The 24,029-nt window shown below is 72.4% G+C and carries 22 protein-coding genes; 9 read left to right on the forward strand and 13 right to left on the reverse strand.

All coding sequences use genetic code 11. From position 1 onward, the window contains the following. Positions 1-40 precede the first annotated feature (40 nt). From lipA to CS0771_RS37240, 4 genes are all read left to right on the forward strand, one after another. Entirely contained in the window at positions 41-973 is a 933-nt protein-coding gene (gene lipA, locus CS0771_RS37225; RefSeq protein WP_203740667.1) for a lipoyl synthase, read from the forward strand. 37 nt (positions 974-1,010) lie between these two features. Then, the gene (locus CS0771_RS37230) at positions 1,011-1,703 is read left to right on the forward strand and encodes a DUF4191 domain-containing protein (RefSeq protein ID WP_203740665.1); all 693 of its coding nucleotides are present in this window, start codon (positions 1,011-1,013) and stop codon (positions 1,701-1,703) included. Positions 1,704-1,834: 131 nt separating this feature from the next. Beyond that, positions 1,835-2,404 carry a helix-turn-helix domain-containing protein gene (locus tag CS0771_RS37235; RefSeq protein ID WP_203740663.1) on the forward strand — a complete coding sequence of 190 codons (570 nt, stop codon included), beginning with the start codon at positions 1,835-1,837 and terminating at the stop codon, positions 2,402-2,404. Beyond that, on the forward strand, positions 2,404-3,684 hold the full coding sequence (locus CS0771_RS37240; RefSeq protein WP_212845320.1) for an MFS transporter: 1,281 nt from the start codon (positions 2,404-2,406) through the stop codon (positions 3,682-3,684). Before CS0771_RS37235 ends, CS0771_RS37240 begins: the two co-directional genes overlap by 1 nt. Positions 3,685-3,780: 96 nt before the next feature. On the opposite strand, the gene CS0771_RS37245 is transcribed toward CS0771_RS37240, so the two are convergent. Then, the gene (locus CS0771_RS37245) at positions 3,781-4,146 is read right to left on the reverse strand and encodes an RDD family protein (RefSeq protein ID WP_244871255.1); all 366 of its coding nucleotides are present in this window, start codon (positions 4,144-4,146) and stop codon (positions 3,781-3,783) included. 257 nt (positions 4,147-4,403) lie between these two features. On the opposite strand from CS0771_RS37245, the gene glnA reads away from it, so the two are divergent. Then, positions 4,404-5,837, forward strand: coding sequence for a type I glutamate--ammonia ligase (gene glnA / locus CS0771_RS37250; RefSeq protein ID WP_203740659.1), 1,434 nt, complete (start codon positions 4,404-4,406; stop codon positions 5,835-5,837). 212 nt (positions 5,838-6,049) lie between these two features. Here glnA and CS0771_RS37255 read toward each other — a convergent pair whose 3' ends face one another. Beyond that, positions 6,050-6,511, reverse strand: a complete 462-nt coding sequence (locus CS0771_RS37255; RefSeq protein WP_212845321.1) for a holin — start codon at positions 6,509-6,511, stop codon at positions 6,050-6,052. Positions 6,512-6,673: 162 nt separating this feature from the next. Here CS0771_RS37255 and CS0771_RS37260 point away from each other — a divergent pair, with 162 nt between their 5' ends. After that, positions 6,674-9,220 carry a penicillin acylase family protein gene (locus tag CS0771_RS37260; RefSeq protein WP_212845322.1) on the forward strand — a complete coding sequence of 849 codons (2,547 nt, stop codon included), beginning with the start codon at positions 6,674-6,676 and terminating at the stop codon, positions 9,218-9,220. A 67-nt stretch (positions 9,221-9,287) separates the two neighbouring features. Here the strand turns inward: CS0771_RS37260 and CS0771_RS37265 are convergent, their stop codons facing one another. From CS0771_RS37265 to CS0771_RS37300, 8 genes are all read right to left on the reverse strand, one after another. Beyond that, the gene (locus tag CS0771_RS37265) at positions 9,288-10,076 is read right to left on the reverse strand and encodes a metallophosphoesterase (protein WP_212845323.1); all 789 of its coding nucleotides are present in this window, start codon (positions 10,074-10,076) and stop codon (positions 9,288-9,290) included. A 76-nt stretch (positions 10,077-10,152) separates the two neighbouring features. Then, a complete protein-coding gene (locus CS0771_RS37270; RefSeq protein ID WP_212845324.1) occupies positions 10,153-10,590 on the reverse strand; it encodes a hypothetical protein in 438 nt (145 codons plus the stop codon). Between the two features lie 50 nt (positions 10,591-10,640). Beyond that, positions 10,641-13,616: a bifunctional [glutamine synthetase] adenylyltransferase/[glutamine synthetase]-adenylyl-L-tyrosine phosphorylase gene (locus CS0771_RS37275; RefSeq protein ID WP_212845325.1), complete on the reverse strand. Its 2,976-nt coding sequence runs from the start codon at positions 13,614-13,616 to the stop codon at positions 10,641-10,643. A 123-nt stretch (positions 13,617-13,739) separates the two neighbouring features. Continuing rightward, the gene (locus tag CS0771_RS37280) at positions 13,740-14,420 is read right to left on the reverse strand and encodes a DUF4166 domain-containing protein (RefSeq protein WP_212845326.1); all 681 of its coding nucleotides are present in this window, start codon (positions 14,418-14,420) and stop codon (positions 13,740-13,742) included. Next, a complete protein-coding gene (locus CS0771_RS37285; protein WP_212845327.1) occupies positions 14,417-15,142 on the reverse strand; it encodes a hypothetical protein in 726 nt (241 codons plus the stop codon). Before CS0771_RS37285 ends, CS0771_RS37280 begins: the two co-directional genes overlap by 4 nt. Before the next feature lie 147 nt (positions 15,143-15,289). Next, positions 15,290-16,051, reverse strand: a complete 762-nt coding sequence (locus CS0771_RS37290; protein WP_212845328.1) for a type 1 glutamine amidotransferase — start codon at positions 16,049-16,051, stop codon at positions 15,290-15,292. A 48-nt stretch (positions 16,052-16,099) separates the two neighbouring features. After that, the gene (locus CS0771_RS37295) at positions 16,100-16,735 is read right to left on the reverse strand and encodes a TetR/AcrR family transcriptional regulator (RefSeq protein WP_212845329.1); all 636 of its coding nucleotides are present in this window, start codon (positions 16,733-16,735) and stop codon (positions 16,100-16,102) included. Positions 16,736-17,022: 287 nt separating this feature from the next. Further along, entirely contained in the window at positions 17,023-17,979 is a 957-nt protein-coding gene (locus tag CS0771_RS37300) for an endonuclease/exonuclease/phosphatase family protein (protein ID WP_212845330.1), read from the reverse strand. Positions 17,980-18,099: 120 nt separating this feature from the next. Here CS0771_RS37300 and CS0771_RS37305 point away from each other — a divergent pair, with 120 nt between their 5' ends. Beyond that, positions 18,100-19,026 carry an LD-carboxypeptidase gene (locus tag CS0771_RS37305; protein WP_212845331.1) on the forward strand — a complete coding sequence of 309 codons (927 nt, stop codon included), beginning with the start codon at positions 18,100-18,102 and terminating at the stop codon, positions 19,024-19,026. Positions 19,027-19,128: 102 nt separating this feature from the next. On the opposite strand, the gene CS0771_RS37310 is transcribed toward CS0771_RS37305, so the two are convergent. From CS0771_RS37310 to cimA, 3 genes are all read right to left on the reverse strand, one after another. Continuing rightward, the gene (locus CS0771_RS37310; protein ID WP_212845332.1) at positions 19,129-19,764 is read right to left on the reverse strand and encodes a hypothetical protein; all 636 of its coding nucleotides are present in this window, start codon (positions 19,762-19,764) and stop codon (positions 19,129-19,131) included. A 159-nt stretch (positions 19,765-19,923) separates the two neighbouring features. Then, positions 19,924-20,676 carry a D-Ala-D-Ala carboxypeptidase family metallohydrolase gene (locus CS0771_RS37315; protein ID WP_212845333.1) on the reverse strand — a complete coding sequence of 251 codons (753 nt, stop codon included), beginning with the start codon at positions 20,674-20,676 and terminating at the stop codon, positions 19,924-19,926. A gap of 153 nt (positions 20,677-20,829) precedes the next feature. Continuing rightward, positions 20,830-22,455 carry a citramalate synthase gene (cimA, locus tag CS0771_RS37320; protein ID WP_212845334.1) on the reverse strand — a complete coding sequence of 542 codons (1,626 nt, stop codon included), beginning with the start codon at positions 22,453-22,455 and terminating at the stop codon, positions 20,830-20,832. A 366-nt stretch (positions 22,456-22,821) separates the two neighbouring features. On the opposite strand from cimA, the gene CS0771_RS37325 reads away from it, so the two are divergent. After that, positions 22,822-23,376, forward strand: coding sequence for a peroxiredoxin (locus CS0771_RS37325; RefSeq protein WP_191842283.1), 555 nt, complete (start codon positions 22,822-22,824; stop codon positions 23,374-23,376). Further along, positions 23,376-23,909 carry a carboxymuconolactone decarboxylase family protein gene (locus CS0771_RS37330; RefSeq protein WP_212845335.1) on the forward strand — a complete coding sequence of 178 codons (534 nt, stop codon included), beginning with the start codon at positions 23,376-23,378 and terminating at the stop codon, positions 23,907-23,909. Before CS0771_RS37325 ends, CS0771_RS37330 begins: the two co-directional genes overlap by 1 nt. Positions 23,910-24,029 lie beyond the last annotated feature (120 nt).

Genomic DNA, 24,029 nt, shown 5'->3' on the forward strand with positions numbered 1-24,029 from the left:
ACTGGAAGATCAAGGCTGTTTCGCCGCGTACGCTGGCTGCATGACCATCGTGGCTCCCGAGGGCCGGCGCCTGCTGCGCGTCGAGGCCCGCAACGCCGAGACCCCCATCGAGCGTAAGCCGGAGTGGATCAAGGTCAAGGCGAAGATGGGCCCGGAGTTCACCGCGCTGACCTCGCTGGTCAAGCGGGAGGGCCTGCACACCGTCTGCCAGGAGGCCGGCTGCCCCAACATCTACGAGTGCTGGGAGGACCGGGAGGCGACGTTCCTCATCGGCGGCGAGGTGTGCACCCGGCGCTGCGACTTCTGCCAGATCGACACCGGCAGGCCGGCCGAGTTCGACGCCGACGAGCCCCGCCGGGTCGGCGAGTCCGTCGCCACCATGGAGCTGAAGTACGCCACCGTGACCGGGGTGGCCCGCGACGACCTGCCCGACGGCGGCGCGTGGCTGTACGCCGAGACCGTGCGCCAGATTCACGCCCTGGTCCCCGGCTGCGGCGTCGAGCTGCTGATCCCCGACTTCAACGGCAACCCGGAGCAGCTGGCCGAGGTGTTCTCGGCCGCGCCCGAGGTGCTCGCGCACAACGTGGAGACCGTGCCGCGCATCTTCAAGCGGATCCGCCCCGCGTTCCGCTACGAGCGCTCCCTCGACGTGATCACCCAGGCCCGCAAGGCCGGGCTGGTCACCAAGTCGAACCTCATCCTGGGCATGGGCGAGGAGCGCGCGGAGATCTCGCAGGCGCTGCGCGACCTGCACGCGGCCGGCTGCGAGCTGATCACCATCACGCAGTACCTGCGCCCGACCCCGCGCCACCACCCCGTGGAGCGCTGGGTGAAGCCGGAGGAGTTCGTCGAGCTGCGCGAGGAGGCCGAGGAGATCGGCTTCGCGGGCGTGATGAGCGGTCCGCTGGTGCGTTCGTCGTACCGGGCGGGACGCTTGTATCGTCAGGCACTCGACGCGCGTACCACCGCCTGATCGTCACCTCACCACCGACCCACCCTAGGATCCGTCTATGGCAAAGGCCGAAGAGAAGGTCTCCTTCACCCAGCGGTTGAAGCAGATCGGCATGGTGTTCAAGTTCACCGCCAAGCAGGACAAGTGGTTCACGCCCCTGGTGGCGGCCGCGATCCTGCTGCCGCTCGCGTTCACCGTGGTCGCGGTGCTGCTGGGCTGGGGCTGGATCTGGATCCCGCTGGGCATCCTCACCGCGCTGCTGGCCGTGCTCATCGTGCTCAACCTGCGGTCCAACGCCGCGATGATGAACATGATGGAGGGCCAGCCCGGCGCGGCCGGGCAGCTCGTCGAGCAGATGCGCGGCGACTGGCGGGTCAAGCAGGCCGTCTCGGCGACCACCCAGTTCGACGTGGTGCACATGGTCATCGGCCGGCCGGGCGTCATCCTGATCGCCGAGGGCAGCCCGGCGCGGGTGAAGCCGCTGCTCGGCGAGCAGAAGCGCCGCCTGTCGAAGGTCATCGGCGACGCCCCGCTGTACGACTACATCATCGGCAACGAGGAGAACCAGGTCCCCATCCGCAAGCTGCGGATGACCCTGATGCGCCTGCCCCGCAACCTGTCGGGCAAGGAGGTCAACAACCTCGACCGGGCGCTGACCGCCCTCACCGCCCGCCCGCAGATGCCCAAGGGCCAGCTCCCGAAGGAGTTCCGCCCGCCGCGGATGCCCCGCGGCGGCGGCCGCATGCGCTGACCAGCAAGGAAGGGCACCTTCTTAACGCTATGCGTAGAGGAAGGTGCCCTTTTTAACGGCCACAATTATCGAAGTTTATAAGATCCAGTAGAGGTATTGCTGAATATTTCTACTGGATCTAGGTTGACTGCATGAGCGACATGCGGCGCATCACCGACCCCGAGGTGCTCAAGGGACTCGCCCAGCCGATCCGGCAGAAGCTTTACCGGCTGCTGGCGCAGATCGGCCCGGCCACCGGCGCCACCCTCTCCCGCAGCCTAGGCACCGACCCCGGCCAGACCAGCTACCACCTGCGCGAGCTGGCCAAGGCCGGCTTCGTCGAGGACGTGCCCGAGCTGGCCCGCGACCGCCGCGAGCGCTGGTGGCGCGCCGTGCCCGGCCCCACCGGCTGGTCCTCGGCCGACTTCACCACCCCGGAGGGCCAGGCGATCTCCGCCGCGGCCAAGGCGCAGCTCGTCATCGACGAGTTCGAGCGGGTGCGCCGCTACGAGCAGTCCCGCGACACCTGGAGCGAGCCGTGGCAGGCCGCCGCGATGAGCAGCGACTCGTTCCTCCGGCTCACCCCGGCCGAGCTGAGCGAGCTGACCGCCGAGCTGCACGAGCTGGTCGTGCGCTGGAAGGACCGCGGCCGCGCCGCCGCCGACGACACCGACCGCGAACACGTGTTCCTGTTCTTCCACGCCTTCCCGGAGCGCCCCTGATGAGCACCGCGGCCCTGCGTACCCCCGCCGCCGGTCCGGCCGTCACCGCACCGGCCGACGGACCCGCCCACCGCGAACCCGCCTACCTGCGCCACCTGGGCGGCCAGGCGGTCTCCATCCTCGGCGACCAGGTCTGGTACGTCGCGCTGTCGTTCAGCGCGGTCCAGCTGGCCTCGCCCGGCGCGGCGGGCGCGATCCTGGCCGTGTCCGCGCTCCCCCGGCTCGCGCTGCTGCTGTTCGGCGGCGCGTTCGTCGACCGCTACGGCCCGCGCCGCCTCATGATCGGCAGTGATGCCGCCCGGGGCGCGATCGCCCTGGTCACCGCCGCCGTGGCGCTGGCGCAGCCCAGCCTCGCGCTGCTGGTCGTGGTGGCGCTCGCGTTCGGGCTGGCCGACGCGCTGTTCCTGCCCGCGGCGGGCGCGATGCTGCCCCGCCTGCTCTCCCCCGTCCAGCTCACCGGCGGCCTCGCACTGTCAGGTCTGACCCAGCGGCTCGCGCTCATGCTGGGCGCGCCCCTGGGCGGCCTGCTGCTGCCCCTGGGCGGTCTGCCGCTGGCCTGCCTCGTCAACGCGGTCACCTTCGGGGTGTCGGTGCTGGCCCTGTGGTCGGTCCACCCCCGCCCCGCCGCGGTCGCCGACCCGTCAGCGGCCGCCGATCCGCGGGTGCCGGTCCTGGCCTCGGTACGCGAAGGGCTGCGCTACCTGCTCCGCCACCCCGTGCTGCGCGCGACGACGCTGGTGTCGCTGCTGGTGAACATCGCCGCCGCCGGGCCGCTCAACGTCGGCCTGGCGCTCGTCGCCGACCAGCGGGGGTGGGGCGCGGCCGGGATCGGGTACATGCTGGCCGGATTCGGCGCCGGGGCGGCCGCCGGCAGCCTGCTGATGGTGCGCTGGCGCCCGGCGGGCCGGGCCGGGATGCTCGCCGCCGCGTGCATCGTGCTGCAGGGCGGCGCGATCTATGCGATCGCGGCGGTCCCCGGCCCCGCGTGGGCCGTCGCCGCGACCGCGCTGGGCGGGCTGGCCAGCGGGCCGCTCGCGGTGACGATGAACGGCTTGACCCACACCCACACCGCCAACACCCACCGCGGCCGGGTCACCTCGATCAACACCCTGGTCAGCCTCGGCATCACGCCGATGGCCATCGCGGTCATGGGGTTCGCGGCGGCCCAGGTGGGCACCGTGCCGTCGTTCGCGGCGTGCGCGGCGCTGGACCTGCTCGCGGCGGCGTTCTGCCTCACCGTCCCCGCGCTGCGCACAGCCACGCTCACCGCCGCCACCTGACGCCCACGCCGCCGCGGCTTGCGGCCCGCCACGGGTCGCCCACCCTGCGACGTCGATGGGCGAACGGGCGCGTGCGGACGGAGCCGGTGCGGCAGGTCAGGCGGCGGGCCGGATCACGGTGCCGGCGGCGCGGTCGTGCAGGCCGCGGCGCTCGCCGTCCATGATCAGAGCGGGCACCACCAGGGCGAGCAGGACGCCGCGCAGTGCGCCCCGGAACAGGCCGACCGGCTGACCCGTATCGACCCCCAGGCAGGTAATCTTCGCCAGGCGCATGCCCGGCGTCTGCCCGAAGATCCCGACGAAGAAGGTGTAGACGGCGACCAGCACCAGCGGCGCCGCCCAGCCGTCCCGCATCGGGTCCGCGAACAGGCCGGCCGCCAGGACGCAGAGCATCCAGTCGAGCAGCAGCGCCCCGAACCGGCGGGCCAGGGAGGGTACGGCAGGCAGGGAGGCGTCAGTCACCCGCCGAGCGTACCGTCCGCGCCGCCGGACCGGCCCGCTGAGCTGGCCGCCCAGCCCGAAGCGCCAGGTTACGGGTGACGTAACACGGCCGAAACAAAACCGACATGGCCGGGCAATGCCACGGTTCTAGCGTCGCGACCAGCCAATGGCCACCCGACGCAGTGCAGCGCCGTCGGCCGCGTCTCCCGAGGTCAGCCCCGGAGATGTGCTGAAGTGGGGGCCAGGAGCTCCCGCAGACCATGTGCCAGGAGGACGTGTTGTTCGCCAATTCCGAGGAACTGCTTCGGTACCTCAAGGACGAAGACGTCAAGTTCGTCGACGTCCGCTTCTGTGACCTGCCCGGCGTGATGCAGTTCTTCACCGTGCCGGTGCAGTCGTTCGACGCGAGCGTCTTCCGTGACGGCCTCGCGTTCGACGGCTCGTCCATCCGCGGCTTCCAGCAGATCCACGAGTCGGACATGCTGCTGCTGCCGGACGTCACCACGGCGTTCATCGACCCGTTCCGCGTGCAGAAGACCCTGGCGCTGAACTTCTTCATCCACGACCCGTTCACCCGCGAGGCCTACTCGCGTGACCCGCGGAACGTGGCGAAGAAGGCCGAGGCCTACCTGGCCGCCAGCGGGATCGCCGACACCGCCTACTTCGGCGCCGAGGCGGAGTTCTACATCTTCGACTCGATCCGCTACTCGACCCAGGCCAACCAGGCGTTCTACCACATCGACTCGGTCGAGGGCGCGTGGAACACCGGCTCGGAGTTCAACGCCGACGGCAGCGCGAACCGCGGTTACAAGCCGGGCTACAAGGGCGGCTACTTCCCGGTGGCGCCGACCGACCACTACGCCGACCTGCGCGACACCATGGTGACGAACCTGGTGGACCTCGGCTACACCGTCGAGCGCGGTCACCACGAGGTCGGCACCGCCGGCCAGGCCGAGATCAACTACAAGTTCTCGACCCTGCTGGCCGCCGGCGACCAGATGCAGCTGTTCAAGTACGTCATCAAGAACACCGCCTGGCAGGCCGGCAAGACCGCGACCTTCATGCCGAAGCCGCTGTTCGGTGACAACGGCTCGGGCATGCACACCCACCAGAGCCTCTGGCTGGGCGGCGAGCCGCTGTTCTACGACGAGACCGGCTACGCCGGCCTGTCCGACACGGCCCGCTGGTACATCGGCGGTCTGCTGCACCACGCGCCGTCGCTGCTGGCCTTCACCAACCCGTCGGTCAACTCGTACCGCCGCCTGGTGCCGGGCTTCGAGGCGCCGGTCAACCTGGTGTACTCGCAGCGCAACCGCTCCGCCTGCACCCGTATCCCGGTCACCGGCACGAACGCGAAGGCCAAGCGCATCGAGTTCCGCTGCCCCGACCCGTCGTCGAACCCGTACCTGGCGTTCTCGGCGATGCTGATGGCCGGTCTGGACGGTATCCGCAACAAGATCGAGCCGCCGGCCCCGATCGACAAGGACCTCTACGACCTGCCGCCGGAGGAGGTCGCGAACGTGACCCAGGTGCCGGGCTCGCTGTCCGACGTGCTCACGTCGCTCGAGAAGGACAACGAGTACCTGCAGGCCGGTGGCGTGTTCACCAGCGACCTGATCGAGACCTGGATCGACTACAAGCGGTCCAACGAGATCGACCCGGTCCGCCTGCGTCCCACGCCGCACGAGTTCCAGATGTACTTCGACTGCTGAGCTGCGCTCGGTAGACGGAAGAAGGCCCCGCCGCTCGGCGGGGCCTTCTTCCGTCTACGTGGCCGTCGCAGCGCGGCGGCCCGGGGGAAGATCGCTATCTCGTGTCAGAACCTAAGGTCAGACCTCACTTTCTGACACAGATCAGCGATCTTCGCCCAACGCCCGCCGCCATCCGGGCAGCGGAGCGGCGACCCTGCTGGCGTCGGCGCAGGTCAGGCGGCCGGAGCCGCAGCGGGCGCCGCGTCGGCAGCCGGAGCAGCGGGAGCCGCCGGAGCAGCCGCTGCGGGAGCAGCCGCGGCAGCCGGTGCGGCCGCGGCCGGAGCGCCGGTCGGGTCGACGGCGACCGCGGCAGCGACGGCCGGGGCGAGCGCGGGGCTGGCGGCCGCGGCGGCGACGACCGCGTTGGCGGCCGTGACCGGCCCGGCGGCGGCGACGCTGACCAGACTCGGGCTGTTGGCCGCGCCGATCGGGCCGGACCCGACCGACATCAGCACGGACAGCAGGGCGGCGCTGAACGCCAGCGACAGCGCGCCGCGCCAGTCGATCGCGGCGACGTCGACGCCGACGGCACCGCTGACCTGGCCCACGCCGAACGCGGCGATCAGCGCCTGGACGAAGGTCTTGATGGCACGCTCGGCGGTGGCGATCCAGAACTGCTTGTTCAGCAGGTACATCGGAGCTCTCCTGGAGATGAGGGGGACACCCGAGAAGCGACCCCGAGCTTAGACGCCTGTCGCTCTCCTGGCCTGTCCGCATGCTGACCGTCCGAAAGCCCAGCAAAATCTGGGTTACCTGGCGGTAACGCGAATCACACAGCATGCGTAGACTCCCGAAACGTGAAACCCCCGCATCTTCTGCTCCGCCGCCTGCGTACCACCGCGCTCTGGCTGCTCGGCGTCGTGACGGTGCTCGCCGTCGTCGTCGCCGGCCTGGGTGTCTGGTCGGTGCGCCGCGCGTTCGCCGCCGTCGACGGCGAGCTGACCCTCGCCGGGTTGTCCGCCCCGGTCACGGTCCGTCGCGACGCCTACGGCATCCCCCAGCTCTACGCCAAGACCAGCGACGACCTGTACCGCGCCCAGGGTTACGTGCACGCCCAGGACCGGTTCTGGGAGATGGACTTCCGCCGCCACGTGACCGCCGGCCGGGTGTCCGAGCTGTTCGGGCAGTCCCAGGTCGAGACGGACAAGTACCTGCGCACCATGGGCTGGCGCCGGGTCGCCGAGCAGGAGCTGGCGCTGCTGAAGCCGGAGTCGCAGCAGGCGCTGCGCGCGTACGCCGACGGCGTGAACGCCTGGCTGGCGGCCAACACGGACGCCGAGGGCGACGGCTTCGCCTCCTCCGGCGCGCTGAGCCTGGAGTACTCCCTGCTGGGCCTGCAGAACTCGGGTTACGTGATCGAGCGCTGGACGCCCGTGGACAGCCTGGCCTGGCTCAAGGCGATGGCCTGGGACCTGCGCGGCAACATGGAGGCGGAGATCCGCCGGGCCGCGCTGCAGGCCGAGGGCCTGAGCAAGGAGCAGGTGGACCAGCTCTACCCGGCGTATCCGATGGACCGCAACCTGCCCATCGTGAACGGCGGCGTGATCGTCAACGGTGCCTTCGACGCCAAGGCCACGGCTCCCGCGCCCGCCCCGGCCGTGACCCCGCCGGCGCCCGCGCCGCTGTCCGCGACCGGCCTGCGCGACCTGGCCGACGGCCTGGCCAGGCTGCCCGGCCTGATGGGCAACGCCGACGGCGACGGCATCGGCTCGAACTCGTGGGTGATCAGCGGGAAGCTCACCGCCACGGGCAAGCCGATCCTGGCCAACGACCCGCACCTGAGCCCCAGCCAGCCGGGCATCTGGTACCAGATGGGCCTGCACTGCGAGTGCGGCGTGGAGGTCGCGGGCTTCAGCTTCTCCGGCGTGCCCGGCGTCGTCATCGGTCACAACGCGAAGATCGCCTGGGGCTTCACCAATCTGGACCCCGACGTCATCGACATGTACCTGGAGGAGGTCGACGGCGACAAGGTCAAGGCCGGCGACGGCTGGGAGCAGCTGACCACCCGCCAGGAGGTCATCAAGGTCGCGGGCGGCGCCGACGTCACCATCACGGTGCGCACCGGCCGCCACGGCCCGCTGCTGTCGGACGCCAGCGAGAGCCTGGCCAAGCTCGGCGGCAAGTACGCGATCGCGATGCGCTGGACCGCACTCGACGCCGGCCGTACGGCCGACGCGCTGTTCGCGCTGAACAAGGCGGGGAACTGGACCGAGTTCCGGGCCGCCGCGGCGCAGTTCGAGGTGCCCGCGCAGAACATCGTCTACGCCGACGTCGAGGGCAACATCGGTTACCAGTCGCCGGGCCGCATCCCGATCCGCGGCGCGGGTGACGGCAAGTGGTTCGCACCGGGCTGGGACAGGGCGTACGACTGGACGGGCTTCATCCCGTTCGAGGAGCTGCCCAGCGTGCTGAACCCGGACCGCGGCTACGTGGTGACCGCCAACCAGGCCGTGATCGGCGACCAGTACCAGCGGCACCTGACCGACGACTGGAGCTACGGCTACCGCAGCCAGCGCATCTACGACATGATCGGGGCCGCGGGCGGGAAGATCACCGTCGAGGACGTGCAGAAGCAGCAGTTCGACAACCGCAACGGGTTCGCCCCGACGCTGATCCCGGCCCTGCAGAAGGCGCCGCGCCCGGCCCTGTCGCAGGTCGAGAAGAACGCGGACGCGCTGCTGGTCGACTGGGACTACCAGCAGGGCGAGGACTCGGCCGCGGCCGCGTACTACAACGCGATCTGGAAGAACCTGCTCGGCCTGGCCTTCGACGAGCTGGGCGCGGACTACGCCGCGGACGGCGGGGACCGCTGGTTCGAGGTGGTGCGCGGCCTGCTGAACAAGCCGGACGACCGGTGGTGGGACGCCAAGGGCACGCCCGCCGTGGAGCAGCGCGACGACATGCTCGCGCAGGCGATGTCGGCGGCGGTGAAGGAGCTGTCCGAGGCGCAGGGCGAGGACCCGAAGCAGTGGCGCTGGGGCGCGATGCACACGCTGACCCCGACCCACGCCACGTTCGGCGAATCCGGCATCGGCCCGATCGAGTGGCTGTTCAACCGAAACACGGTGGGCGTCTCCGGCGGCGACGCGATCGTCAACGCGACCGGCTGGAGCGCGGGCGAGGGTTACGAGGTCGACGCGGTGCCGTCCATGCGCATGATCGTGAACCTGGCGAACCTGGACGAGTCCCGGTGGATCCAGCTGACCGGCAACTCCGGCCACGCGTTCCACGAGAACTACGCCGACCAGTTCGAGCTGTGGCGGACGGGGCGTACGCTGCCGTTCCGCTTCGCCAAGACGAGCATCGAGCAGGAGACCGAGGCGACGCTGACCCTCCAGCCCTGACCAGGGCCCGGTTAGGAAGGGCACCTTCTACATCGCAAAGCGATAAGAAGGTGCCCTTCCTTCTGCGTCAGGCGGGTTGCGGTGTGGCGAGCGGAATGACGAGACACGGCGCGCCCAGCGAGATCCCCGTGTCCACCGCCATCACGAGGCCCTCGGCATAGGTGATGGGCCCCTGGACGGCTGCGGGGGGCACGCCGAAGGTCTCCGGGATGGTGGAGTGACCGTGCACGATCTGCCGCCCGCCGAGACGTTCCAGCAGCGTACGGGCGTTCGCCACGCCGTCGTTGTGCTCCAGGAACTCGAAGCGGCGGAACAGCAGCCGGGTGTTGCGGCCGAACGTGGCCGCGTCGCGCTCCTGCATGATCCGGCGCAGCGTCGCGTTGATCTCCGTGAGGTCGCCGCCGAACTCGAGGTAGGCCATCGTGTCGGCGTGCAGCAGCAAGTGATCGTCGACCAGTGCGATCGCGGGCAGGCCGGCCAGCCAGCCCGCCCGCTCCTCGTCGAGCCGGTCCAGGTCGTGCTCCTGGCCGCCGTTCAGCGCCCACACCTGGATGATCGTGCGCACCTCGGTGACCGGCGACTCCGGGATGAAGCGGCTGCCGTAGAGCAGCATGTCGTGATTGCCGATCACGCAGCCGACCTCGCCGCCCGCCGCAGCCGCCTCCGCCTGCAGGCGCCGGATCAGATCGATCACGCCGATCCCGTCCGGCCCGCGATCGGTCAGATCACCCAGGAACCACAGGCGCGCGGCACCGCCGCACCAGGCACCCGCCTCGTCCAGCAGGCCCGCCTCGCGCAGCGCTCCGGTCAGCGGCGCGAGGTGGCCGTGCACGTCACCGACCACGTACAGCGTCACGCGATCACCCTAGAGCAAGAACATCGGAAGTCCAGGGCCACGCCGCCCGCAGGCGGCGTGCCGATTGAACGAGCGCTCAGGCGCTTGCCGTCTCGTCGCCCCGCGTGCCCGGCCCGGCCGCGCGCCGCGCCGGGACGCCGGCCACCGCCGCCACCGCCAGCAGCACCGCCGGAACGGCGAACCAGAGTCCGATGCCGAGACCGAGCAGCAGGCTCCAGCCCAGCAGGACCAGCGCCCCGGCCGCCGTGGTGACGCCGACGGCGCGCCCGGCCAGGTCCGCGAGGAGGGGGCACAACGCGGCCACCACGGGCACGCCCAGCAGGTAGCCGGCGGCGGCGCCGCTGTCCTCGATCGTGAAGGGCAGCAGCGCGACGGCGATGCCGACGGCGGCAGCGGCCGCCAGCAGCCGCAACACCCGCCCGACGGCATCCGGGGCCGCACGGTGCCTGCTGAAGTGGCGCAACGCGGCGGCGCCCAGGAACAGCGCGACGGTGACGCCTGCAATCGTGGCCATGTTCACTCGGCGGCTCCTTCGTCGTGCGGACTTCGGGGGCACCGCGCACGCTACGCCAGGAACAGTCGTTCCACGGCGGCGCGGGCGCGGCGGGTGGTCTTGAGATACTCGTCCAGGAACTCGCCGGGGTCGCCGGCGGTCAGCATCCGGGCGACGCCCGCCAGCTCGACGCCGTGCCGGGGCAGCTGGTCGGCGGCCCGGCCGCGGATCAGGGTGAGCGCGTTGCGCACCCGCGAGCACAGCGTCCACGCCGCGGCCAGCACCTCGGCGTCCTCGACGGACACCAGCTCGGCCGCGTGGGCGGCGGCCAGCGCGTCGAGCGTACGCGGCGTACGCAGGCCGGCCACCTCGTGGCCGTGCCGCAGCTGCCACAGCTGCACCGTCCACTCGACGTCGGCGATGCCGCCCCGGCCGAGCTTGGTATGGGTGAGCGGATCCGCGCCGCGGGGCAGCCGCTCGTTCTCCACCCGTGCCTTGATCCGCCGGATCTCGGTGATCTGCTCCCGGCGCAGCCCGTCCAGCGGGTAACGCACCGGGTCGATCAGCGCGATGAAGTCGGCGGCGAGGTCCGGGTCGCCGGCCACGGGCCGGGCCCGCAGCAGCGCCTGCGCCTCCCACACCTGCGACCAGGTCGCGTAGTAGCGCTGGTAGGCGGCGAGGCTGCGGACCAGCGGCCCCTGCCGCCCCTCCGGGCGCAGGTCGGCGTCGATGCCCAGCGGCGGGTCGGGCGCCGGGGCGGACAGCAGCGTGCGCAGCTGCTCGGCGACGGCCAGCGCGGCCCCGTTGGCCTCGTCGTCCTTCATGCCCGAGGCGGGCTGGTAGACGAACAGCACGTCGGCGTCGCTGGGGTAGCTCAGCTCCGCCCCGCCGAGGCGGCCCATGCCGATCACCGCGAAGCGCAGCTCGTCCGGGACACCCGCGGCCTGCCGGGCCACCGCCAGCGCGGCCGCGATCGTGGCGTCGGTGAGATCGGCCAGCCCCTGCCCCACCCCGGTGATGTCGACGGTCTTGCCCGGGGCCAGCTCGCCCGCGCCGCTGAGCAGGTCGGCGCTGCCGATGCGGAACAGCTCGCGCCGCCGCATCGCGCGCACCGCCGCCACGGCGGCCCGCGGGTCGGCGTGCCGGGCCGCGGCCGCGGCCGTGCCCTCCAGCAGCGACTGCCGGGCGCGCAGGCTCAGCTCGCCCTCGTCGGCCAGCAGCCGCAGCGCCTCCGGGTCGCGGGTCAGCAGCTCGGTCAGGTAGCGCGAGCTGTCCAGCACCCGGGCCAGCCGCAGCGCCACCGGCCCCTCGTCGCGCAGCAGCCGCAGGTACCACGGCGTGCTGCCGAGGGTGTCGGAGACCTGCCGGTAGGCCAGCAGCCCGGCGTCCGGGGCGGGCGCGTCGGCGAACTCGGCCAGCAGCACCGGCAGCAGCGTGCGCTGGATCGCGGCGGTGCGGGACACGCCCGTGGTGAGCGCCTCCAGGTGCCGCAGCGCACCGGCCGGATCGGCGTAACCGAGCAGCTCCAGGCGTTTGCGGGCGGCGTCGGGGCGCAGCGACAGGCCGTCGGCGGGCACCCGCGCCACGGCCGCCAGCAGGGGGCGGTAGAGCAGTTTGGCGTGCAGGCGGCGTACCTCTGCGGCGTGGGTGACCCAGTCGGCGCGGAAGGCGGCGATGGGGTCCAGTCCCGCGCCCTCGCGGCCCCGGCCCGTGCCGAGCGCGGGCTCCTCCCGCTTGTAGTTCATGGCGCGGGCCAGCCAGCGCAGCGCCGCGGTGCCCGCGCCACCGTCGTCGGCGGGCACGGTGTGGGTACGCCGCAGCCGCTGCAGCTGCAGCCGGTGCTCGACGTTGCGCAGGAAGCGGTACGCGGCGCTGAGCGCCTCACCGTCGCCGCGCCCCACGTAACCGCCCTCGACCAGCGCGCGCAGCGCCCTGAGCGAGTTGCCCGAGCGCAGCGTCTCGTCGCCCCGGCCGTGCACGAGCTGGAGCAGCTGCACCGCGAACTCGATGTCGCGCAGGCCGCCCGGCCCGCGCTTGATCTCCCGGTCCAGCTCGGCGCGCGGCACCTGCTCGATGATGCGCCGGCGCATGGCCCGGACGTCCTCGACCGCCTCCGGCCGCTCGGCGGCGTGCCAGATCAGCGGTTGCAGCGCGGCCAGCCAGGCCTTGCCCAGGCTCGCGTCACCGGCCACCGGCCGTGCTTTGAGCAGCGCCTGGAACTCCCAGGTCCGGGCCCAGCGTTTGTAGTAGACGAGGTGGCTGGCCAGCGTACGCACCAGCGGCCCGCGCCCGCCCTCGGGCCGCAGCGCGGCGTCCACCGGCCAGGCCACCTGCCCGCAGATCTCCATCAGCGCGGCGGCGACGGTGGTGCCCGCGGCGAGGTCCTCGTCCTCGGCCGCGACGAAGATGACGTCCACGTCGGACACGTAGTTCAGCTCGTCCCCGCCGCACTTGCCCATCGCGATCACGGCCAGCCGCGGCCGCTCCGACCCCACCCGGCCCAGCGCGATCCGGTACGCCGCCCGCAGCGTCGCGTCGGCGAGCGCGGTCACCTCGGCCATCGTCGCCTCGACATCAGCGCCGTCGGCCAGGTCCGCAGCGGCGATCCGCAGCAGTCCCCGCTGGTAGCCGGCCCGCAGCGAGGGCACGTCGGCCAGCCCGCTGTGCACCTCGTAGCGCGGCGGCACGGTGCGGGTCAGCACCTGCCACTGCCCCGCCTGCGCGGCGAGCTGGTCGCCCAGCGCCGACGAGGCACCGAGCACGGTGAGCAGCCGGATCCGCAGGTCCTCGTCGGCGCCCAGCCGCTCGACGACGCCCTTGCCGTCGCCCTTCTCCCGCTCGGCGATGCGGTGCAGCTGGCGCAGCGCGAGGTCCGGGTCGGCGGCCCGGCCGAGCTGCTCCAGGATGAGCGCGCTCTCCTCGTCGACCGGCCGCTGCGCGACCGCGTCCCACAGGTGCAGCCCGCTCGCACCCAGCAGCACCGCCGGGTCGGGGCCCGTCGACGACAGCGTGAAGCCGTACCGTGCCAGCCGCCCGATTCCCGCCACCCGCCCAGATTATCGGCGCGCCACCCCCACGGCACCACGCACCGCCCGACGAAAGGAAGGGCACCTTCCGATCGTTTTCCGTAGATGAAGGTGCCCTTCTTGACGTGTGGGCCGCCGCGCAGGTCAGTCGCGGCGCGTCTCGCGGACCGGGCGTACGGAGGCGGGGGCCTGGGCCTGATCGGCGGTCAGGTACGCGGCCGTGAAGCTGCCCCGGTAGCCGAAGAGCGGGCCGAACCGGTCGTTGGCCACGGTCACCTTGATCCGGAAGCAGCGCGCCTGCTCGTCGTACCACTCGTGCACGTTCGCGGTGCCGGACAGCGCCAGCGGCAGCCGGGCGCCGAGCAGCCCCTCGTAGAAGCGCTGGCTGCCGGTGCGGATGTGCAGGCCGCCGGAGCCGTCCACGCTCAGGTCGAGATCGACGGCGAGGTGCTGGTGGGTGCCGAGGTAGTCGATGACCCGGCCGCGCAGCGGGCTGTAGATCATCGTCGCGTCGAAGCGGCGCCGCACCCCGGGCAGCGCGAACGTGCGCACGAAGGTGACCGTCTCCCGGCCGTACCCGTCCTGGTAGGCGTAGTTCTCGATGGTGAACGGGATGTCGCGGCCGCGCTCCGGGAACAGGATGTTCCGCGTGGCGCCCAGGTGCAGGAACGGCACCGTGAACGCGCGCCCGCGCCAGATCTCGTCCATCACCCCGGTGCCGATGCACGCGGTCCGGTCGGTGCTGGCGAAGCCGAAACGGCGCCGCAGCTCGGGGTGCAGCCGGTCGAACTCGGCACCGAGCGCGCGCTGGAAGATCGAGGTCATGGTGTCTCCAGGAGGGTGAGGGCGGTGGGCGCGGTGGCGGCCACGCGGTCAGGGGGCCGGCGCAGGCAGCGGCGCGCGGCGGGGGTGCCGGGAAGCGGCGGGACGAGCGCGAGCAGGCACCCGGTGAGCACCGCCGCGAACACCGCGACTTCCGCGCTCGCACCGGTTGCCGCGACTGCGGCCGCGGTCAGGGTCACCACCGCTCGTGCGGCCGCTTCGCCGAGCGCGTGCCACAGCGCCCGGCGGGGCGTGATGCCCCGCTCCAGCCAGAGCCGCAGCCGGTCGAAGGACCAGGCCGTGAGCCAGCCGAACAGCGGGCGGAAGGCCAGGTCGGCGAGCGGCCCGAGACGGCCCCAGCCGGGGGTGTAGTCGTATCCGGTGAGAAAGCGCACGCCGGACGGGGTGGGCACGTAGCGCCACCAGCCCGCGCCGTGCCGGATCAGGGTCAGCGGGTGGCCGGAGGCGAAGCGCAACGCGCTGGTGCGGGTGCCGTCGGGGCGGCGGCGCTCCCCCGCGAACACGCCGGTCCCGCCGATCGTCAGGCCGGGCAGCACCCGGGTGGCGTACCGGAAGCGCCGCGGCGTGCCCGGCACCTCCGGCAGGTAGCGGATCTCGCTGAAGCGGGCGTCCCAGCGCTCGTGCCGCGCCGGATCCTGCGATGCCGTCCACACCGTGTCGAGGTCGGCACGGATCGTCGTCTCGATGTACAGCAAGCGGCCCACCCCGGCCTCCGTCCAGATTTTGAGCGTTCGCTCAAGACAGAGGCTAGCAGATTTGAGCGATTGCTCAAGTAGTGATGTTCGTGCAGCAAGAAGGCCCCGCCCACCCGGCGAACCGGTCGGGGCGAGGCCTGCGCCTGCGTTACGAGGTCAGCTCAGCAGCGGCAGCTCGCGGCGGCCGGCCTCGGGCAGGGTGCCCAGGGCCAGCTCGGCGAAGCGGCGGGCGAACGGCTCCCAGACCTCGGCGACGTCGTCCAAGGTGGCCTCGACCCCGGCGATCAGCCCGTCCGCGTCCCAGCCCTGCTCGTCCATCCAGGACCGGTTGCCCTCCACCCAGTCCGCGAACATGTCGAGGTCGCACTCGATGTGGAACTGGGTGCCCCAGGCCCGGTCGCCGATGCGGAACGCCTGGTGCGGGTAGCGCGGCGAGGCGGCCAGCAGGGTCGCCCCGAGCGGCAGCTCGGTGATCTCGTCGAAGTGGTACTGCACCACGTCCGGCGCGAACGGCACCGCCCACCACAACGGATCGGACTCGGCGACGTCCCGCCGGGCGACCAGGCGCGCGCCGATCTCCGGGCCGCTGGTGGAGCGCTCGACCGTGCCGCCGTGGGCCTGCGCGAGCAGCTGGCCGCCCAGGCAGACGCCCAGCGTCGGCACCCGGTGCTTCACCGCCTTGCGCAGCAGCAACTCCAGCTTCGGGAACCACGGCGCGCCGGGCGCGCCACCGGTGGGGAACGCGTCCTGCTCGCCGCCGAGCACCACGAACGCCGCGTACCCGGTCAGGTCGTCGGGCAGCGGGTCGCCCGCGTGCGGGCGGAGCACGGCCAGCTCCAGCCCGGCCCCGGTCAGCCAGCCGCCGAGCCGGCGCAGGTCGTCGGTCGGGTCGTTCTCGATCACCAGTGCGGTCGCCACGCTGCGAGACTAGCCCGGGGCCTGCTCAGGTCCCACAGGCGGCCCGGCTCAGCCGCGGCGCGCGGCCGCCTTGTTGAGCTTGCTCTTCAGCGCGCGGCGGGCCACCGGGCCCAGCTCCTCCACGATCTCCAGCAGCAGGCCGAGCTGCTCCAGCGCGTCCATGGCCCGGCGGGCGCCGTCGCGGTCGACCCCCTCGTACAGCTCCAGCCCGACGAACGAGACGGAGACCGCACGGGCCAGCCCCGGCACGTCGGCCATCTCCGCGAACGGGGAGCCGGCCAGCACCCGGCGCAGCACCGTCTCGATCTCGCCGGTCCACTGGGCGAGCGCGTCGGCGGTGACCCGGGCCAGCTTCTCGTCGTGCTGCGCGCCGGCCAGCATCTGCGCCAGCACCGCCACGTTGCCCAGCTCGCGCTCCTCCTCGTGCAGGGCCCGGCCCACGTCGAGCAGCTCGCGCAGCGAACCCACCGCGGCGAAGCGCTGCCGGTACGCGTCCACGCGGTCCGCGGTGGCCGCCATGCACGCCCTCACCAGCAGGTCGTCGACGCTGCCGTAGTGATAGAAGATCAGCGCCTGGTTGACCCCGGCCGCGGCCGCGATGTTGCGCGCGGACACCCCGGCGATGCCCTGCCTGCGCAGGGTGTCCATGGCACCGTCGAGCAGGCGCTGCTTGGTGTCGGACATGCCACTCCCTCGAAGACGCGGGCCCGGCGCGCGGCGTGGCGCGCGAAGCGGGCGGTGCCGGTCACCCCCCGTTACTTGTGACCGGCACCGCCCGATGTCTGTCGCGTCCCCGACTGCGGGACGCGCAGACTGTCTCGCACCGGTCTGACAAAACAGGCCGAGGCGGCGGCGGTGTCGGGTCAGGACCGTCCCATCAGGAAACACGTCCCGCGCCACACATTTGAGCGATCGATCAAGACTGAGCCTAGCAAGTATTGAGCGTCCGCTCAAACAGTGCGCTCCGCCGCTCAGGGCAGGACGAGCTCCGCGTACACCGGCCGGTGGTCGCTGCCCGGCAGCACCAGCACCTGGAAGTCGCGTACGCCGACGCGCCGGTCGGCCAGCACCCGGTCCAGCGTCACCGGCGGGATCATGTCCCCGTCGTACGGCCCCCAGGTCCCGTGCAGCCCTCGCCCCAGCACCTCCGCCGCGTCCCGGTAACCGGAGCTGATCAGCTCGCGCAGCAGGTGGTGGTCGAGGGTGGCGTTGAAGTCCCCGAGCAGCACCCGCACCGGCCCGTTCGGCGTGGCCCGCGGCTGGTCGTCGTACCCGCGCGCCCACAGCGGCGTCGCGAAGTCCGCCCACGGGGCCAGCGGGTGCGCCGACTCGACCAGCACCGTGCCGCCGCCCGGCACCACGACCTCGGCGTGCGCCTGGCGGAACCCGCCCGGGTTCACCCGCACCCCGCCCTCGCGCAGCGGCAGCCGCGACAGCAGCGCCGACCCCTCCACCCCCGGGACCGAGTAGTCCACCCGGTACGGCAGCTCGTCGCGCATGCCCGCGGCGTCGGCGGCGGCCAGATACTCCGGCGACACCTCCTGCAGGGCGAGAACGTCGACCCGGTGCGTGCGCACGAGCGTCACCAGGTCGGCCGGGCCCGCCGAGCCGACCAGCACGTTCGCGGTCATCACCCGCAGCGCCTGCCCGCGCGCCCCGGCCAGGGCGTCACCGTCGGCGAAGTAGCGGGGCAGCACCACCGCGACCAGCGCCAGCGCGGTCACCCCGGCCAGCGCGGCGGCCGCCCACCGCCGCCACAGCAGCAGGATCGCCAGCGGGAGCAGCGAACCGGCGGCCACGTACGGCGTGAACGCCATCAGCTGCGCCGCCGGATACCAGGAGTCCCAGCCCGCCAGCCGGAAGACCGCCCACACCGCCGCAGGCAGCGCGAGCAGCCACGGCAGCGTACGACCGAGAAACCGTTTCATGCGCCGGATGCTATACATCTCGCGGCCTGCGGGAGGGCGCTTCCTGTGAAGGTTCTGTGCCGGACGCCGGCGCCGTCTCACCGAGCGGCTCCGCCGCGCCCTGGGCTAGGCTCTGCGCCCATGACCGCGACGTTGCACCCCGCGCGACTCCGGCCCGGCGACACCGTGGCCCTCGTGTCCCCCTCCGGCCCGGTGCCCTCGGAACGGGTCGAGGCGGCGGTCGCCGTGCTCACCGGCTGGGGCCTCGCCCCGCGCGTCTACCCGCACGTGCTGGCCCGGCACGGGTACTTCGGCGGCACCGACGAGCAGCGCCTCGACGACCTCAACGGGGCGCTGCGCGACCCCGGGGTGCGGGCCGTGCTGTGCACCCGCGGCGGCTACGGCGCGCAGCGCATCACCGACCGGATGGACCTCGACGCGGTGCGCCGCGACCCGAAGCTGGTCATGGGCTTCTCCGACATCACCGCGCTGCACCTGGCGCTGTGGCAGGGCGCCCGGCTGGCCACCGTGCACGGCCCGGTCGCGGCGCAGTTCGACAAGGGCGCGGACTCCCCCACCGCGCTCGGTGCGCGGCACGCCCTGATGAGCGGCGAGCCGGTGACCGTCTCCGCGGACCCGGCCGAGGAGACCCATGGGGTACGCACCACCGGCCGCGCCGAGGGCGTGCTGCTCGGCGGCAACCTGTCCCTGCTCGCCAGCACCGTGGGCACCCCGCACCAACCCGACCTGACCGGCGTGATCCTGCTCGTCGAGGACGTCGGCGAGCAGCCGTACCGCGTCGACCGGATGCTCACCCACCTGCGCCGCAGCGGCGCGCTCGACGGGGTCGCCGGGATCGCCGTCGGCCAGTTCACCGACTGCGCCGACGCCTGGCCGGTGAGCATCGCCGACGTGCTCGCCGACCGCCTGCTCGACCTGGGCCTGCCGGTGCTCGGCGGCCTGCCGATCGGCCACGGGACCCAGCACACCGCCGTCCCGCTGGGCACGCACGCCGTGCTCGACGCCGACGCGGGCACCCTCACCATCGCGCCCGCCACGGACCGCTGACCCCCGGGCGGCCATATCCTCCGGCGGGTGGCGACTTCTGGATCGCCTCCGCATCACCTGTGTCGCCATCGTGCCGGACCCGATGCCGGGCCGGGCGGCGGGTCAGTAGGGGTTACCCGCCTCGGCCAGCATGACGCAGATGACGATGCCGGCGACCAGGCTGGCGGGCACGCCCAGGGCCCAGCCGATCATGATGCCCGCGCCGACGCCGCCGTCCCGGCGGACGATGCGCCGGATGCCGACGACCAGGGCCGCCACGAGGAGCAGGAACTGCGCGGCGACCCCGCCCAGCACGAAGAACGTGATCGAGTCGCTGTTCACCGACGGCCCGCTGCCCGAGCGCATGCCGAAGGCCAGCACGGCCAGGAGCGGCAGCAGCATCGTCAGCGCGTGCCCGGCCAGCGCGATGCCGACCCCGCGCCAGACCAGCCCGGCGGCCACGCCACGCCCCGGCAGCGGCGCCGCCCCGGCGGCACCGGCCGGACCGCCCGCGACCGGCTGCCCGGGAGCGGCTGAACCGGGCCCACCGGGCGGTGCGGGCGCCACGCCGGAGGCAGCGGGTCCGATCGGTGCGGGGCCGGTCGCGGCGGTGGGCTCGCCGGTGACCGGGGCGACCGCACCGAAGCCGTGCTCGCCCACGCCGGTGGCAGCGGGCTCCGCGGGGGCCGGAGCCGTGGTGACGGCGGCCGGGGTGTCGCGCGAGGGCGGGGTGGGCGCCGCGTAGGGGTTGCGGGTCACGGGATGCCTCCAGATCGGGCGCGGCACGTGACGGCCGCGACGAGGTGCGTGCCGCGCAGCCTATCGCTGCGCGGCACGCGTTCCGCTCGTCCGATCCGGTATCAGGCTCCGGCGGGGGGCGCCGGGGGGAGGACGCCGGTCACCGGGCCGGGCGGCCGATCAGAAGCAGGACGACGCCGACCAGAACTTGCTCGGGCGGAAGTCGGTGTGCGTGTGGTCGCTGTGCCCGGGGTAGCCGGGGCCGAGGATCCCGTTGAACCCGTGGTAGCGGGCCTGCCGGGCCAGGGTGCACAGCGAGTGCGGGCCGGAGCCGAGGTCGGCCGCGTCCCCGTAGAGGTGCCTGCTGTCGGAGGCGCCGCCGACGGCGTTGTTGCAGGCCACGCTACGGAAGCCGGAGGTCACCCGGATGGCCTGGTCGCCGAGGGCGTGCCGCAGCGCCTCCAGGCGCCACATGGCCCGCAGCGCGTTGGCCTTGGCCGTGGCCGCCGAGACGGCGCCGCCGGACCAGGTGCTGTTGCAGGTGTTCAGCTCGGCGTAGCTGAAGTGGATGGGGGTGCAGTCGTCATCCTGCAGGGCGTAGATCTTGTTGTACGTCTGCGGGCCGGCGATGCCGTCGGCGCCCAGGCCGTACGCCTGCTGGAACCGGATGACCGCGTCGCGGGTCTCGGCGCCGAAGACGCCGTCGATGACGATGGTGTTGTTGTAGCCCGGCCAGCCGGCGACGCGGATCTGCAGCTGGCGGACGTCCTCGCCGGACATGCCCGAGGACAGGTTGCGGCCCCAGGTGTAGCAGCCGTCGGCGTGCGCGGGGGACGCGCCGACGAGAACGGCGACCACCGATCCGATGGCCGCCATCACCAGAGCCGTGAACGCCCGGATGAGGGCGTTCTTGCGGGGGGTACGAAGCGACATGGATGGCACCATGCCAACCACGCACATCGATGTCAAGAGTTTACATTTCTTGCGATTACTGCGTAGTATCCTTTCGCAAGCGGGCGGTCATGGCACCTGTTCAGGGGTTCGGGACCAGCTAAAACAGGGCCATGCCGCCCGATGTAACGCCTGTCAGCCGCGCGAGCGCACCCGGCGGTCGCCGCCCGCCGCCGTCACGCCGTAGGCGAGCGCGTCCACCAGCGCCCGCCAGCTCGCCTCGACCACGTTCTCGTGCACGCCGACCGTGGTCCAGTCCCGGCCGTCGGCGTCCACCGTCTCGACCAGCACCCGCGTCACCGCCTCGGTGCCGTGCGTGCCGGCCAGGATGCGGACCTTGTAGTCGGCCAGCTCCAGGCCGGCAAGCTGCGGGAAGTGCCGCTCCAGCGCCTGGCGCAGGGCCTGGTCCAGGGCGTTCACCGGGCCGTTGCCCTCCGCGGTGGCGATCACCCGCTCCCCGCGACCGTGCTGTCCGTTGGGCAGCGAGCTGCCCAGGCGCAGCTTGACGGTCGCCTCGCTGACCACCGCGCCGTCCTCGCGGTGCTCGACGATCACCCGGTACGACTCCAGCGCGAACGGGGTCGTCTGCTCGCCCAGGGACTGGCGCACCAGCAGCTCGAAGGACGCGTCGGCGGCCTCGAAGGACCAGCCTGCCGCCTCCAGCTCCTTCACCCGGTGCGTCACCTTGGACAGCGTGTCGGGCTGACCGGCCAGGTCCAGGCCGAGCTCGCGGCTCTTGAGCTCGATACTGGCCCGGCCGGCCATCTCGGTGACGAGGATCGTCATGTCGTTGCCGACGACGGCCGGGTCCACATGGTTGTAGAGGGCCGGGTCGACTTTGATCGCGCTCGCGTGCAGCCCCGCCTTGTGGGCGAAGGCGGCCGACCCGACGTAGGCCTGGTGGGTGTCGGGTGCGATGTTCGCGATCTCGGCGATGGCGTGCGAGACGTGCGCCATCTGTTCCAGGCAGCCCTCCGGTAGGACGGTCATGCCCAGCTTGAGTTGCAGGTTCGCCACCACCGCGAAGATGTCGGCGTTGCCGGGGCGCTCCCCGTAGCCGTTCGCGGTGCCCTGCACGTGGCGTACGCCCGCCTCCACCGCGGCGATGGTGTTGGCCACGGCGCACGCGGTGTCGTTCTGCGCGTGCATGCCGAGCACGGCCGGGTCGACGCCCAGCCGCTCGGTCAGCTCGCCGATCGCCTTGCTCACCTGCGACGGCAGCATGCCGCCGTTGGTGTCGCAGAGGACCACCCGCTCGGCCCCGGCGTCCAGCGCGGCGCGCACCACGGAGGCGGTGTACTCGGGGTCGAAACGGAAGCCGTCGAAGAAGTGCTCGCAGTCGACGAAGACGCGGCGGCCGTGCGCCCGCAGGTAGGTCACGCTGTCGGCGACCATGGCGAGGTTCTCCTCGGGCGTGGTGCGCAGCGCACGCTCGACGTGGCGCAGGTCGGACTTGGCGACCAGGCAGACCACCGGCGTCTGGGCCGCGAGCAGGCCCGCGATCTGCGCGTCGTCCGCGACGGGCGTGCCCGCCTTGCGGGTGGAGCCGAAGGCCACCAGCACCGCGTTCTGCAGTTCGAGCTCGGTCCTGGCGCGTTCGAAGAACTCGGTGTCCTTGGGCACCGCCCCGGGCCAGCCGCCCTCGATGAACCCGACGCCGAACTGGTCGAGCAGCCGCGCCACCGCGAGTTTGTCGGCCACGGAGTAGGTGATGCCCTCGCGCTGGGCGCCGTCGCGCAGCGTGGTGTCGAAGATCTGCATGTCGTCTGACCTCCAGTGAAGAAGCTTGCTGCAAAACAAAAGACCCCCCGCGGTCGCGGGAGGTCTGCGCGTCGGCAAGGGGCCTGGTTTCCCAGGGGCGGCCGGCGCGCTAGGCGCGAATAATCAGAGCGAGGTGGATCACGTTGGGTAGCGTCCCATTTTTACGGGCCTTGGGCCAGCAACCTCCCGGAATTCGGGACGTCGTGTCGCACGGCGTGGACGCACTCACAGGCTGACCTGGGCGTCGAGCGCGGGCAGCCGCCCTGTGCCCGCCGCCACAATGTCATGATCTGGTAACCCGTGCGGCGCAGGCAGGTGCCTAATCTTGAATGGCTCAAGTAAAGCCCCGCACATGGAGGTACCAGCGTGCTCACCGTCGGCGACCACTTCCCCGCCTACGAACTGACCGCCTGCGTTTCGCTCGACGCCGACAAGGCGTTCGAGACGATCACCAACAAGACCTACGAAGGCAAGTGGCGGGTCCTGTTCAGCTGGCCCAAGGACTTCACCTTCGTCTGTCCGACCGAGATCGCCGAGTTCGGCCGTCTGAACGGCGAGTTCGCCGACCGGGACGCGCAGGTGCTGGGCTGGTCCGTCGACAACGAGTTCGTGCACCACGCCTGGCGCAAGAACCACCCCGACCTGCGCGAGCTGCCGTTCCCGATGCTGGCCGACGTCAAGCGCGAGCTGACCGAGGCGGCCGGCGTGCTGGGCGAGGACGGCGTGCCGCAGCGCGCGACCTTCATCGTGGACCCGAACAACGAGATCCAGTTCGTGATGGTCACCGCCGGTTCGGTGGGCCGCAACGTCGCCGAGGTGCTGCGGGTGCTGGACGCGCTGCAGACCGACGAGCTGTGCCCGTGCAACTGGAACAAGGGCGGCGAGACCCTCGACGCCGGCAAGCTGCTGGCCGCCGCCTGATGGGCCTCGATGCGATCAAGGCGGCGCTGCCGGCGTACGCCCGCGACACCAAGCTCAACCTCGGGACGGTGCTGGGCACCTCCCCGCTGACCGGACAGCAGCGCTGGGGCACCGCTCTGGCCTGCGCGTTCGCCGCGCGCAACGCGTTCGTGCTGCGCGAGATCGCGGCCGAGGCGGCGGACCACCTCAAGCCGGAGGCGATCGAGGCGGCCAAGGGCGCCGCGTCGATCATGGCGATGAACAACGTCTACTACCGGTCCAAGCACCTGATCGGCGACGACGCGTACCAGACGCTCCCGGCCCGGCTGCGGATGCAGATCATCGGCAACCCCGGCGTGGACAAGGCCGACTTCGAGCTGTGGTGCCTGGCCGTCTCGGCGATCACCGGCTGCGGCGTCTGCCTGGAGTCGCACGAGAAGACCCTGATCGGCACCGGCGTCGGCCGCGAGGCCGTACACGAGGCACTGCGCATCGCGGCCGTCGTCCACGCGGCGGCCGTCACCCTCGACGCCGAAGCGGCCCTGGCCGCCTGACGGCGCACGGGCCCGCCGCCGTGCCAGGCGGCAGGCCCCGAAAAGCCCGGCGGGAGACGTCCCGCCGGGCTTTTCCACACCCCTGCCGCGTCGATCTTGCGTGAGCTGTGGGTACGACAC

The sequence above is a fragment of the Catellatospora sp. IY07-71 genome (assembly GCF_018326265.1).
In the GTDB taxonomy this organism is placed as follows: domain Bacteria; phylum Actinomycetota; class Actinomycetes; order Mycobacteriales; family Micromonosporaceae; genus Catellatospora.

Coding starts and splice junctions, on each gene's coding strand:
- lipA (WP_203740667.1), top strand. CDS start 41: ATGACCATCGTGGCTCCCGAGGGCCGGCGCCTGCTGCGCGTCGAGGCC.
- CS0771_RS37330 (WP_212845335.1), top strand. CDS start 23,376: ATGGGCCTCGATGCGATCAAGGCGGCGCTGCCGGCGTACGCCCGCGAC.
- cimA (WP_212845334.1), bottom strand. CDS start 22,455: ATGCAGATCTTCGACACCACGCTGCGCGACGGCGCCCAGCGCGAGGGC.
- CS0771_RS37315 (WP_212845333.1), bottom strand. CDS start 20,676: ATGTCGCTTCGTACCCCCCGCAAGAACGCCCTCATCCGGGCGTTCACG.
- CS0771_RS37230 (WP_203740665.1), top strand. CDS start 1,011: ATGGCAAAGGCCGAAGAGAAGGTCTCCTTCACCCAGCGGTTGAAGCAG.
- CS0771_RS37270 (WP_212845324.1), bottom strand. CDS start 10,590: ATGGCCACGATTGCAGGCGTCACCGTCGCGCTGTTCCTGGGCGCCGCC.
- CS0771_RS37235 (WP_203740663.1), top strand. CDS start 1,835: ATGAGCGACATGCGGCGCATCACCGACCCCGAGGTGCTCAAGGGACTC.
- CS0771_RS37240 (WP_212845320.1), top strand. CDS start 2,404: ATGAGCACCGCGGCCCTGCGTACCCCCGCCGCCGGTCCGGCCGTCACC.
- CS0771_RS37295 (WP_212845329.1), bottom strand. CDS start 16,735: ATGTCCGACACCAAGCAGCGCCTGCTCGACGGTGCCATGGACACCCTG.
- CS0771_RS37255 (WP_212845321.1), bottom strand. CDS start 6,511: ATGTACCTGCTGAACAAGCAGTTCTGGATCGCCACCGCCGAGCGTGCC.
- CS0771_RS37305 (WP_212845331.1), top strand. CDS start 18,100: ATGACCGCGACGTTGCACCCCGCGCGACTCCGGCCCGGCGACACCGTG.
- CS0771_RS37280 (WP_212845326.1), bottom strand. CDS start 14,420: ATGACCTCGATCTTCCAGCGCGCGCTCGGTGCCGAGTTCGACCGGCTG.
- CS0771_RS37300 (WP_212845330.1), bottom strand. CDS start 17,979: ATGAAACGGTTTCTCGGTCGTACGCTGCCGTGGCTGCTCGCGCTGCCT.